Raw genomic sequence first — 11,056 nt, 5'->3', positions numbered from 1 at the left:
ATCGGTCCGGCTCGGATGGAGGTCGATGGTCATCTTCGGTGATGCGGGCAGGGTGGTCAATTCAGCCTCGGCCGCGCGGCCCTTCGGGAACAGCGCGACGGTGTGCGGGCCGGCGAATCGGGCGGCGTGACCGAGCAGGACGGGCAGGGCGGCCAGGGCGCGGGCGGTCACCACATCGGCCGGGAAGGGGGGCACCTGCTGGATCCGCTTGGCATGGACCGTGATCGGCACCCCTGTTTCACGTGAAACAGCGCGCAGGAATTCGGCCTTGCGCTGATCGCTTTCGACCAGATGCGTCTCCAGCCCGGTGGCGATCCCCAGCACCAGCCCGGGAAAGCCGGCGCCGCTGCCGAGATCGACCAGCGTCCTGGCCCCGGCCGGGATCAACGGCACCAGCTGCAGCGAATCCTCGAAATGGCGGCGCCGCAGCTCCGGTAGGGTGGAGGGCGCGACCAGGTTGATCGCCCCCTGCCACTTCCGCAGCAGCGCCTCATAGCGGTCGAGCTTGTCGGCGAGATCTGCCGGCGGCGGGAAGGCCGCCTCAGGCGATGGCACGCCGATCCTCCCCCTCGCGCCGGACATGCTTCAGCAGGGCGACCAGCGCCGCCGGGGTGACGCCCGGCAGCCGCGCCGCGGCGCCGAGGGTGGGCGGCCGCGACCGCTTCAGGATCAGGCGGATCTCGGTCGACAGGCTGCCGATCGCATCGAAATCCAGCTCAGCCGGCAGGGCCAGCCCCTCGTCACGGCGGAAGGCGCGGATATCGGCCTCCTGCCGGTCGAGATAGCCCGCGTATTTCGCCTCGGTCTCGATCTGCTCGGCCACCGCCTCCGGCCACTCCGCCAGCTCCGGCCAGATGCGGGCGAGGGCCGCCAGGTCGATCGCGGGATAGCGCAGCAGGTCCATGCCGTCGCGCCGCACGCCGTCCTGGTTCACCGCCAAGCCATGGCGCCGCGCCTCGGTCGGGGTCAACGACAGCGCCCGGATCCGCTGCCGCGCCGCCTCCAGCGCCGCCGCCTTGCGGGCGAACAGCGCCTGGCGCTCGGCCCCGACGCAGCCGGCGGCGATGCCGCGGGCGGTCAGGCGCTGGTCGGCATTGTCGGCGCGCAGCACCAGCCGGTACTCGGCGCGGGAGGTGAACATGCGGTAGGGCTCGGGCGCGCCGCGGGTGATCAGGTCGTCGATCATCACGCCGGTATAGGCCTCGGCCCGGTCGAGCAGCAGCGGATCGTTGCCGGCCACGGCACGAGCGGCGTTCAGCCCGGCCATCAGCCCCTGCGCCGCCGCCTCCTCATAGCCGGTGGTGCCGTTGATCTGGCCGGCCAGGAACAGCCGCGGCACAGCCCGCAGCATCAGCGACCGGTCGAGCTGCCGCGGATCGACGAAATCGTATTCGATGGCGTAGCCGGGGCGGAGGATCGTCGCCCTCTCCAGCCCCGGGATGCCGCGCACCAGCCCTTCCTGCACGTCGCGGGGCAGGGAGGTGGAGATGCCGTTCGGATACACCGTCGGGTCGTCCAGCCCCTCGGGCTCAAGGAAGATCTGGTGCCGCTCCTTGTCGGCGAAGCGCACCACCTTGTCCTCGATCGACGGACAATAGCGCGGGCCGACGCTGTCGATCTGCCCGGAATACATCGGCGCCCGGTGCAGGTTGGCACGGATCAGATCGTGCGCCGCCGGGGTCGTATAGGTGATGAAGCAGGAGACCTGCGGCACCGTGATCCGGTCGGTGAGGTCGGAAAAGGGCACCGGCGGGTCGTCGCCCTTCTGCTCCTCCAGCGCCGCCCAGTCGATGGTGCGGCCGTCGAGCCGCGGCGGCGTTCCGGTCTTGAGTCGGCCGAGGGTGAGGCCGAGCCGATGCAGGGTCGCGGCCAGGCCGATCGACGGGGCATCGCCGACCCGGCCGGCCGGGCGCTGCTCCTCGCCGATATGGATCAGGCCGTTGAGGAAGGTGCCGGTGGTCAGGACCACGGCGCCGGCGGCCAGGGTGCGGCCATCCGCCAGCACGACGCCGCAGGCGGCGCCGGCCGAATCGAACACGAGATCCTCGACCGACCCGGCGACGAGGGCGAGATCCGACTGTTCCGCCAGCACCGCCTGCATCGCCTGGCGGTACAGCTTGCGGTCGGCCTGGGCCCGCGGGCCGCGCACCGCCGGCCCCTTGCTGCGGTTGAGGATGCGGAACTGGATGCCGGCGCGATCGATCACCCGGCCCATGACGCCGTCCAGCGCATCGATCTCGCGCACCAGATGGCCCTTGCCCAGGCCGCCGATGGCTGGGTTGCAGGACATCTCGCCGATCGACTCGAGCCGCTGGGTGACCAGCGCCGTGCGCGCGCCGAACCGCGCTGCGGCCGCCGCCGCCTCGCATCCGGCATGGCCGCCGCCGACCACGATGACATCATACTGTTCCATGGCGGCGGACTTTACGGAGTCGACCCTCCGGGGTCAAATGCGCGCACGCGAAATCCGGTGTTTCACGTGAAACATCGGGACGACCGGAAGGGGAACCTCGACCATGCTGCCCGTGATTCCCGCCCTGGCCGCCGCCGTTACCGCCCTGACCACGGCGATGACTCTTCCGCTGGATGTGCCCCGGCCGCCAGACGCGCCCGTCACCGCGGTCATCGAGTTCCGGCAGGCCGAGGCCGAAGCCGGGCCGGGGCTGACACCGGTCGAGAAGGACGGACGCACCCTTTATCTGCGGCCGGAGATCATCGTTTCCACTCCCGACATCGCCTCGGCCGAGATGATCTTCGATCCGCTCTGGGGACAGCCCGCCGTGTCGCTGGTGCTCAAGGACGCGGCTCGCGATCGCCTCGCCGCGTTCACCGAAAGCCATGTCGGCAAAATTCTCGCCGTCACGGTCGACGGCGCGCTGCTGACGGCGCCCGTGATCCAGAGCCCGATACCCGACGGCCGGCTGCAGATCAGCGGCGTGGAGAGCCTGGCCCAGGCCCAGGATCTGGCCCGCACACTCGGCCGCCCGCCGGTCCCGGCCACCCGCTCGCTGGCCGAGGCGCTGGAGGCGCGGCTGCCCTGACGGGATGTTCCACGTGAAACATCTCATTTGCCGATGCAGAAGCTGCCGAACAACAGGTCGAGCATGTCCTCGACATCAACCCGGCCGGTGATGCGGCCGATGGCGCGCAGGGCCAGGCGCAGATCCTCCGCCGCCAGCTCCGGCAGCGGCGCGGAGGGAACCCGGGCCAGCGCGTCGCGCGCATCCTCCAGCGCGGCACGGTGACGGGCGCGGGTGAGGGCGGGGGAGCCGTCGCCGGTCAGCCGCCGCTCCACCGCCTCGGCCATCATATCGAGCAGCCGGTCGAGGCCTTCTCCGGTGTGGACGGAGAGGGGAAGCTCGTCCTCCGCCCGCGGCGCATCGGGCGCCCGGTCGATCTTGTTGACCACGCGGATCGTGTCCGGCCCCGAGCCCAGCGCCGGATCGGCGGGCGCGGGTTCGCCGGCATCGCGGATCACCAGCCGCAGATCTGATTCGGCGGCGCGGCGGTGGGAGCGGCGGATGCCTTCGGCCTCGATCTCGTCGGCGGTGTCCCGCAACCCGGCCGTATCGGCCAGCACCACGGGAAAGCCGCGCAGGTCGAGCGCGACCTCGATCACGTCCCGCGTCGTGCCCGGCCGGTCCGAGACGATGGCGGCGTCGCGCCGGGCCAGCGCGTTCAGCAGGCTGGACTTGCCGGCATTGACCGGGCCGAGGATGGCGATGTGCACGCCCTCGCGCAGCCGCTCACCGCGGCCGGCATCGTCGAGATGGGCCGCGATCGCCGCCGACACCTCGGCGACGATCCGCTCCGCCTCCGCCGCCAGGTCCGGCGGCAGGCCTTCATCCGGGAAGTCGAGCGCGGCCTCGGTCATCGCCAGCGCCCGCATCAGGGCCGCCCGCCAGCCCTCATAGAGCTGGCCGAGCGCGCCGCCGAGCTGGCGCAGCGCCTGCAGCCGCTGGGCCCGGGTCTCGGCATCGACCAGATCGGCCACCGCCTCGGCCTCGGTCAGGTCGAGCTTGCCGGCGAGGAAGGCGCGTTTGGTGAACTCGCCAGGCTCGGCCGGGCGCAGCCCGTCGAGACGTGACAGCGCCTCGACCACGCCGCGGGTCACCGCCCGGCCACCATGGAGATGTAGCTCGACCACGTCTTCGCCGGTATAGCTGGCCGGGGCGGGGAACCAGAGGACGAGGCCTCGATCCAGCATCGTGCCATCGGCCGGGTCGCGCAACTCGGCGAGCGCCGCCAGGCGAGGGGCGGGGAGGGGACGGCCGGTCAGGATCCTCAGCGCCGTCCCGGCGCCGGCGCCCGAGATCCGCAGCACCGCCACGCCGCCGCGACCAGCGGGAGTCGCCGGCGCGAAGATGGTGTCACGGGTGGTCATGGGGAGCGGAGCGCCCCAAGCGGTGTTTCACGTGAAACACCCAATACGCCTGAGTACTCCTCGTCATTGCGAGCGCAGCGAAGCAATCCATCTCGCAGCATGGGCGGACAGATGGATTGCTTCGTCGGCTTCGCCTCCTCGCAATGACGGCGTGGAGGGGAGAGGCGGCTAATATCGACGGACGGAGCCACGATCCTCAGCTCTTGCCTCCCTTGCCGCCGGTCATGCCCTGCCAGAAGGCGCGCTGCAGCGTCTCGAAGCCCTCGATGCTGGCCGGCAGCCAGGTCTTCAGCATCGCCTCCGGCTCCATCGCCGCCAGGTTGGCGCGCATCCGGTCCTCCAGATCCTTCAGCAGGGCCTGCTGCATCGGGCCGACATCCGGCAGGCCGAAGAAAGCGCGCGCCTCCTCCGGCGTGCAGTCGATATCGATTGAAACCTTCATCGGGATCCTCCGGCGGTGTTGGCGGCGTTATCCTGGCAGGAGAGTATAGCGTCCGGCGCCAGCGCCACTACAGACCGGGATATCGACATGCCCAACCGCCTCGCCGAAGAGACGAGCCCCTATCTGCTGCAGCACGCCGACAACCCGGTGGACTGGCAGCCCTGGGGGCCTGAAGCCTTCGCCCGCGCCCGGGCCGAGAACAAGCCGGTGCTGCTGTCGGTCGGCTATGCCGCCTGCCACTGGTGCCATGTCATGGCGCATGAAAGCTTCGAGGACCCCGCCATCGCGGCGGTGATGAACGAGCTGTTCGTGTCGATCAAGGTCGACCGCGAGGAGCGGCCGGATGTCGACACCATCTACCAGTCGGCGCTGGCGATGCTGGGCCAGCAGGGCGGCTGGCCGCTGACCATGTTCCTGACGCCGGACGGCGCGCCGTTCTGGGGCGGCACCTATTTCCCGCCGACCAGCCGCTGGGGCCGGCCGGGCTTCACCGACGTGCTGCGCGCCCTGTCCGCCGCCTACGCCACCGAGCCGGAGAAGGTGACCGGCAATGTCGCCGCCCTGGCCGAAGCGCTGGCCAAGCAGTCCGAGAACCAGCCCGGCGCCGGGCTGAGCCTGGAGGTGCTGGACCAGGTGGCGACGCAGCTGGCCGGGCAGTTCGACCCGGTCTGGGGCGGGTTGCGCGGCGCCCCGAAATTCCCGCAGCCGGGGCTCGTCGAGCTGCTGTGGCGCGGCTGGCGACGCTCGCGCCGGCCAGAGTGGCGCGATGCGGCGCTGCGGACCCTGACGGCGATGAGCCAGGGCGGCATCTACGACCATCTCGGCGGCGGTTTCGCCCGCTACTCGACCGACGAGGAGTGGCTGGCGCCGCATTTCGAGAAGATGCTGTACGACAACGCCCAGCTGGTCGGCCTGCTGACCCTGGCGTGGCAGGAGACGCGCGATCCCCTGTACGCCGCCCGGGTCGAGGAGACGATCGCCTGGATCGAGCGCGAGATGATCGCCGAGGGCGGCGCCTTCGCCGCCACGCTCGACGCCGACAGCGAGGGCGAGGAAGGCCGCTTCTACGTCTGGAGCGAGGCCGAGATCGACGCCGTACTCGGCGACCGTGCGGCCGCGTTCAAGCAGGCATACGACGTGACGCCGGGCGGCAATTGGGAAGGCAAGACGATCCTGAACCGCCGCCACGACCCGGCGCTGCGCGATGCCGGGACCGAGGCAGCGCTGGCGCAGGACCGGGCCGTACTTCTCCAGCGCCGTGCCGTACGCGTGCGGCCGGGCTGGGACGACAAGGTACTGGCCGACTGGAACGGGCTGATGATCGCGGCATTGGCCCAGGCCGGCCAGGCCTTCGACCAGCCGGGCTGGATCGCGCTGGCGGAAACCGCCTTCGCCGCCGTGGTCCGGCAGCTGGGGCAGGGCGATCGTCTGGCCCATGCCTGGCGCCGCGGCAAGGCCACCGCGCCCGGGCTGCTTGAGGACTACGCCGACATGGCCGCGGCGGCGCTGGCGCTGCACGAGGCGACGGAGGTCCCGGCGTATCTGGAGCACGCCAAGCTGTGGACCGCGGTGCTCGACCGGCATTTCTGGGATGGCGGCCGCGGCGGCTATTTCCTGACCGCCGATGACGGTGAGGCGCTGATCGTGCGCACCAAGAGCGCGTACGACGCCGCGGTGCCGTCCGGCAACGGCACCATGCTCGGGGTGCTGACGCGGCTGCATCATCTGACCGGCGACCGGCTGTACGCCCTGCGCGCCGATTCCCTGATCGCCGCCTTCACCGGCGAGCTGCAGCGCAACTTCATCCCGCTGGCCACCTGGCTGAACCGGGCCGAGGACCGGATGGAGCCGCTGCAGATCGTCGTCATCGGCCCGAAGGACGACCCCGCCACCCGGGCGCTGCTGCGGGCGGTGCACGGCCGGTCGCTGCCGGGCCGGATGCTGCTGCGGCTCGACCCCGGCGCGGCGCTGCCGGACGACCACCCCGCCGCCGGCAAGGCGATGCTGGAGGGAAAACCGACCGCCTATCTCTGCCGCGGGCCGGTGTGCCAGGCCCCGGTCACCACGCCCGAGGCGCTGCTGGAGCTGATCGGAGCATGACCCGGGCCACGCGAAGCCGCCCGATCCTGGAGCGGGCGACCGCCACCATCGACACCCCGGTCGGGCCGGTGCGGATCACCGTGGCCGGCGGGGTGGTGGCCGCCGTCGACCATGTCCAGGACCCGCCCGACGAGGCGGCGCCGAAGGACAAGCTGCTGCGCAAGGCGATCCGGCAGATCGAGGAGTATTTCGCCGGCGAGCGCCGCCGCTTCGACCTGCCGATGGCGCCGGCGGCCAGCCCGTTCCAGCAGCGGGTGCGGCAGGCGGTGATCGACATCCCCTATGGCGAAGCAGCATCCTATGGCGGCGTCGCGCATATCCTGAACAGCGGTCCGCGCGCCGTCGGCCAAGCCTGCGGCCGCAACGATCTCGTCCTGCTGGTGCCCTGCCACCGCGTCATCGGCGCCGGCGGCACCCTCGGCGGCTACGGCAGCACCTCCGGCCTGGAGCGCAAGCGCCGGCTGCTCGCCTTCGAGGGATATCCGGGACAATTCTCGGAGAATTGAGCCGATCTGGCGGCCGAGACGCAGGACCGTTCGCCCGCCGTGACAAGCCCGCCGGGCTCCGGTTATCGTCCACCCCGCTTGATACGATTGCCTCGTCCACCGCAACGCTCGAGGGAGAGCGACTCCATGGCGACAGTCACCGTCACCGCTGCCGATGGCGGCCGCTTCAACGCCTATCTCGCCCGGCCCGCCGCGGGCTCCGGCCCCGGCATCCTCGTCATCCAGGAAATCTTCGGCGTCAACGCGGTGATGCGCCAGATCTGCGACGACCTGGCGGCCCAGGGCTATGTCGCCCTGTGCCCCGACCTGTTCTGGCGGCAGGAGCCGGGCGTCGACATCACCGACAAGTCGCAGGCCGAGTGGGACAAGGCTTTCGCCCTGTTCAACGGCTTCAACGAGACCGCCGGCGTCGAGGACCTGATCGCCTCGCTGGCCACGCTACGCGACCTGCCGGAATGCACCGGCCGCGCCGGCGCGCTGGGCTACTGCCTGGGTGGCCGCCTGGCCTTCCTGATGGCCACCCGCTCGGACGCCGACTGCGCCGTCAGCTATTACGGCGTCGGCATCGACAAGCTGCTGGGGGAGGCGCCCGCCATCACCCGGCCGCTGCTGCTGCACATCGCCGAGAAGGACCGCTTCGTACCGCCGGAGGCCCAGGACCAGATCCGCGCCCGCATGGCGTCGCTGCCGACGGTCACGGTGCACACCTATCCCGGCCTCGACCACGCCTTCGCCCGCGTCGGCGGCGAGCATTACGACGCGGCCGGCGCCACCCTGGCGAACGACCGCACCGCCGCCTTCCTGAAGACCCATCTCGGCTGAGGGAACCCCATGGTCCACGCCATCCGCATTCATGAGACCGGCGGCCCCGAGACAATGCGCTGGGAGGCGGTCGACGTGCCCGCGCCCGGGCCCGGCGAGATCCGCATCCGCCACACCGCCATCGGCCTGAACTACATCGACACCTATATCCGCGGCGGCCTCTACAAGTCGCAGCTGCCCCTGGTGCTGGGGCAGGAGGCGGCCGGCGAGGTCGTCGCCGTAGGCCCGGACGTCACCGGCTTCAAGCCCGGCGACCGCGTCGGCTACGGCAACGGCCCGACCGGCAGCTATGCCGAGGAGCGGGTGATCCCGGCCGAGAAGGTGGTGAAGATCCCGGACGGTGTCACCGACCGCACCGCGGCCGCGATCCTGCTGAAGGGGCTGACCGCCTGGTACCTGCTGCGCCGCACCTTCCCGGTGCAGCCGGGCCAGACCATCCTGTTCCACGCCGCCGCCGGCGGCGTCGGCCAGATCGCCGCGCAATGGGCCAAGCATCTCGGCGCCACGGTGATCGGCACCGCCGGCGGGCCGGAGAAGGTGGCGCTGGCCCGCGCAGCCGGCTGCGACCATGTGATCGACTATTCGACCGAGGATTTCGTGTCCCGCGTCCGCGCCATCACCGGCGGCAAGGGCGTGCCGGTGGTCTATGACGGCGTCGGCAAGACCACCTTCGACGGCTCGCTCGACTGCCTGTCGCCGCGCGGCATGATGGTGACCTTCGGCAACGCCTCCGGCCCGGTGGCGCCGATCAGCCCGCTGGTGCTGTCGCAGAAGGGATCGCTGTTCCTGACCCGGCCGACGCTCGGCAGCTACATCGCCACCCGGCCGGAGTACGAGGCCGCGGCGGCGGAGCTGTTCGACGTGGTGGCCAAGGGCGCGGTGAAGATCTCGATCGCCCAGACCTATCCGCTGCGCGAAGCCGCACAGGCCCATCGCGACCTGGAGGCACGGAAGACCACGGGGTCAACGGTGCTGCTGCCGTAGCGCGGCAAGCCAAATTCAGGAAAGCGCGAGGCCGAGGCCGGATGGCGGAGATCGCCATCCGGCCTTCTTCTTTGACCGATCCGCCGTCTCCGGAATGCGCTTCCGTCGCACCGCCGCCGACATTTTTCCTTCCCCCTCCCATATGGGCATGCCCGGCCGCCGCGAAGGCGGGATACAGCGGTCTGACAGGCCGTCCCGTCCACCCGTCCAGGAGGCAAGCCCATGGCGATCATCAGCGGCACCGCGAATGACGACGTCTTCGCCGGTGGTGACGAGAACGACAGGATCGACGGCCTGGGCGGCAACGACGTGCTCCTTGGCAACGGGGGCGACGACGTGCTCAACGGCGGCGACGGCAATGACGAGCTCTATGGCGGTGGCGGCAGCAACAGCCTGAATGGCGGCAGTGGCGACGATACGGTCACCGTCACCAGGACGTTCAGCGACCCGGCCAGCGTCGACATCGCCGACGGCGGCGCCGGGGCGGACACGCTGATCGTCGATTTCGCCGGATCCGGCCTTGCACTGGCCTTCACGCTGAACGGGACGAGCGGCGATGGCCTGCTCGGATCCTCCAATTTCGAGACGCTGATCTACAGCGGCGGCAGCGGCGGCGACACCGTCACCGGCGCCGCCGGCGACGACCAGCTCTTCGGCTATGCCGGCAGCGACACGCTGGCCGGGGCGGCGGGGGCGGATCAGCTCGACGGCGGCGCCGGCAACGACGTGCTCCGCGGCGGGGCAGGGGCGGACCAGCTCAGCGGCGGCGCCGGCACCGACCTGGCCAGCTACTTCGCCGGCACGGCCGGGGTCTCGGTCGACCTCGCCGCCGGCACCGGCAGCGGCGGCGAGGCGCAGGGCGACACCCTGACCGGAATCGAGAACCTCTCCGGCAGCCAGGGCAACGACACGCTCACCGGCAATGCCGGCGCCAACACGCTGCAGGGCTGGAACGGCAGCGACGTGCTCCGCGGCGGCGCCGGGGCCGACCATCTCGACGGCGGCGCCGGTAGCGACACCGCCAGCTACTACACCAGCACGGTCGGCGTGACGGTGAGCCTTGCCACCGGCACCGGCAGCGGCGGCGATGCCCAGGGCGACATCCTGGTCTCGATCGAGTCCCTTTCCGGCAGCCAGGGCAACGATACGCTCGTCGGCAGCGTCGGGACCAACACTCTGCAGGGCTGGAACGGCAACGACGTGCTCACGGGGGGCCTCGGCAAGGACACCCTGACCGGAGGCGCGGGGGCGGACCGCTTCGTCTACACCACGGTCGGCGACAGCGTGGTCGGGGCGAATGCCGACCGGATCACCGATTTCAGCCGCGCCCAGGGCGACCGCGTCGACCTGTCGGGCATCGACGCCGATACCGGCGCAGCCGGCGACCAGGCCTTCACCTTCATCGGGACCGGCCTCTACAGCCACCAGGCCGGCGAGCTGCGCTATGCCTTCAGCGGCGCCGACACCATCATTGCCGGCGACGTCAATGGCGACGGCACGACCGATTTCCACATCGTGCTGACCGGCCATGTCGCCCTGGCCGCCGCAGACTTCGTTCTCTAGCGCCTTTTGAGCCTCAATCCTCGACCCGCATCGGAGAACAGATATGAGCCAGGGTCTCAAAACCGCAGCCGCCGGGCTGATCGCCACCCTCGTTCTCATGGTGCTGCCGGCCAAGGCGGCCCAGATCCAGTCGGCCACCGTCAACGGCGTCGCCGTCGACCGCGTGACGTGGCGGGGATCGGATGGCGGGCTGCGGACCGTCTCGCTCAAGCGCCAGGGCAACGGCAACCCGGGCAATGGCGGCTATGCCGTGCA

General features: G+C 71.0%; 11 protein-coding genes. 7 read left to right on the top strand and 4 right to left on the bottom strand.

Features of this window, described 5'->3' with window-relative positions; genetic code table 11:
- Nucleotides 1-555 (bottom strand): 16S rRNA (guanine(527)-N(7))-methyltransferase RsmG (gene rsmG, locus ABDW35_RS22665; RefSeq protein ID WP_343716151.1); only part of this gene is annotated, 555 nt, incomplete at its 3' end.
- The gene (gene mnmG, locus ABDW35_RS22660; protein ID WP_343716150.1) at nt 542-2,413 is read right to left on the bottom strand and encodes a tRNA uridine-5-carboxymethylaminomethyl(34) synthesis enzyme MnmG; all 1,872 of its coding nucleotides are present in this window, start codon (nt 2,411-2,413) and stop codon (nt 542-544) included. The genes mnmG and rsmG, both read right to left, overlap by 14 nt.
- 103 nt (nt 2,414-2,516) lie before the next feature.
- On the opposite strand from mnmG, the gene ABDW35_RS22655 reads away from it, so the two are divergent.
- Complete coding sequence (locus ABDW35_RS22655) at nt 2,517-3,041, top strand: hypothetical protein (protein WP_343716149.1); 525 nt, start codon at nt 2,517-2,519, stop codon at nt 3,039-3,041.
- A gap of 23 nt (nt 3,042-3,064) precedes the next feature.
- Here the strand turns inward: ABDW35_RS22655 and mnmE are convergent, their stop codons facing one another.
- Complete coding sequence (mnmE, locus tag ABDW35_RS22650; protein WP_343716148.1) at nt 3,065-4,384, bottom strand: tRNA uridine-5-carboxymethylaminomethyl(34) synthesis GTPase MnmE; 1,320 nt, start codon at nt 4,382-4,384, stop codon at nt 3,065-3,067.
- 196 nt (nt 4,385-4,580) lie between these two features.
- A complete protein-coding gene (locus ABDW35_RS22645) occupies nt 4,581-4,826 on the bottom strand; it encodes a DUF6489 family protein (protein WP_034840205.1) in 246 nt (81 codons plus the stop codon).
- 87 nt (nt 4,827-4,913) lie between these two features.
- Between ABDW35_RS22645 and ABDW35_RS22640 the strand changes: the two genes are divergently transcribed.
- The 6 genes from ABDW35_RS22640 to ABDW35_RS22615 form a co-directional block, all read left to right on the top strand.
- The gene (locus ABDW35_RS22640) at nt 4,914-6,926 is read left to right on the top strand and encodes a thioredoxin domain-containing protein (RefSeq protein ID WP_343716147.1); all 2,013 of its coding nucleotides are present in this window, start codon (nt 4,914-4,916) and stop codon (nt 6,924-6,926) included.
- The gene (locus ABDW35_RS22635) at nt 6,923-7,432 is read left to right on the top strand and encodes a methylated-DNA--[protein]-cysteine S-methyltransferase (protein ID WP_343716146.1); all 510 of its coding nucleotides are present in this window, start codon (nt 6,923-6,925) and stop codon (nt 7,430-7,432) included. The genes ABDW35_RS22640 and ABDW35_RS22635 overlap by 4 nt, the downstream gene beginning before the upstream one ends.
- 126 nt (nt 7,433-7,558) lie before the next feature.
- Nucleotides 7,559-8,254: a dienelactone hydrolase family protein gene (locus tag ABDW35_RS22630; RefSeq protein WP_343716145.1), complete on the top strand. Its 696-nt coding sequence runs from the start codon at nt 7,559-7,561 to the stop codon at nt 8,252-8,254.
- A gap of 9 nt (nt 8,255-8,263) precedes the next feature.
- Entirely contained in the window at nt 8,264-9,238 is a 975-nt protein-coding gene (locus ABDW35_RS22625) for a quinone oxidoreductase (RefSeq protein WP_343716144.1), read from the top strand.
- A 222-nt stretch (nt 9,239-9,460) separates the two neighbouring features.
- Nucleotides 9,461-10,801, top strand: coding sequence for a calcium-binding protein (locus ABDW35_RS22620; protein WP_343716143.1), 1,341 nt, complete (start codon nt 9,461-9,463; stop codon nt 10,799-10,801).
- A 43-nt stretch (nt 10,802-10,844) separates the two neighbouring features.
- The coding region (locus ABDW35_RS22615; RefSeq protein ID WP_343716142.1) for a hypothetical protein at nt 10,845-11,056 on the top strand (212 nt) is incomplete at its 3' end.

The sequence above is a fragment of the Inquilinus sp. genome, assembly GCF_039594555.1.
GTDB lineage: Bacteria > Pseudomonadota > Alphaproteobacteria > DSM-16000 > Inquilinaceae > Inquilinus.
The sequence above is the reverse complement of the archived record's forward strand: the minus strand, read 5'-3'. Positions and strand labels throughout refer to the sequence as shown.

Bases quoted from the DNA above. Each gene is read 5' to 3' on its own strand.
- ABDW35_RS22630 (WP_343716145.1), top strand. From the start codon at position 7,559: ATGGCGACAGTCACCGTCACCGCTGCCGATGGCGGCCGCTTCAACGCC.
- ABDW35_RS22655 (WP_343716149.1), top strand. From the start codon at position 2,517: ATGCTGCCCGTGATTCCCGCCCTGGCCGCCGCCGTTACCGCCCTGACC.
- mnmE (WP_343716148.1), bottom strand. From the start codon at position 4,384: ATGACCACCCGTGACACCATCTTCGCGCCGGCGACTCCCGCTGGTCGC.
- ABDW35_RS22625 (WP_343716144.1), top strand. From the start codon at position 8,264: ATGGTCCACGCCATCCGCATTCATGAGACCGGCGGCCCCGAGACAATG.
- ABDW35_RS22645 (WP_034840205.1), bottom strand. From the start codon at position 4,826: ATGAAGGTTTCAATCGATATCGACTGCACGCCGGAGGAGGCGCGCGCT.
- ABDW35_RS22620 (WP_343716143.1), top strand. From the start codon at position 9,461: ATGGCGATCATCAGCGGCACCGCGAATGACGACGTCTTCGCCGGTGGT.
- ABDW35_RS22640 (WP_343716147.1), top strand. From the start codon at position 4,914: ATGCCCAACCGCCTCGCCGAAGAGACGAGCCCCTATCTGCTGCAGCAC.
- mnmG (WP_343716150.1), bottom strand. From the start codon at position 2,413: ATGGAACAGTATGATGTCATCGTGGTCGGCGGCGGCCATGCCGGATGC.
- ABDW35_RS22635 (WP_343716146.1), top strand. From the start codon at position 6,923: ATGACCCGGGCCACGCGAAGCCGCCCGATCCTGGAGCGGGCGACCGCC.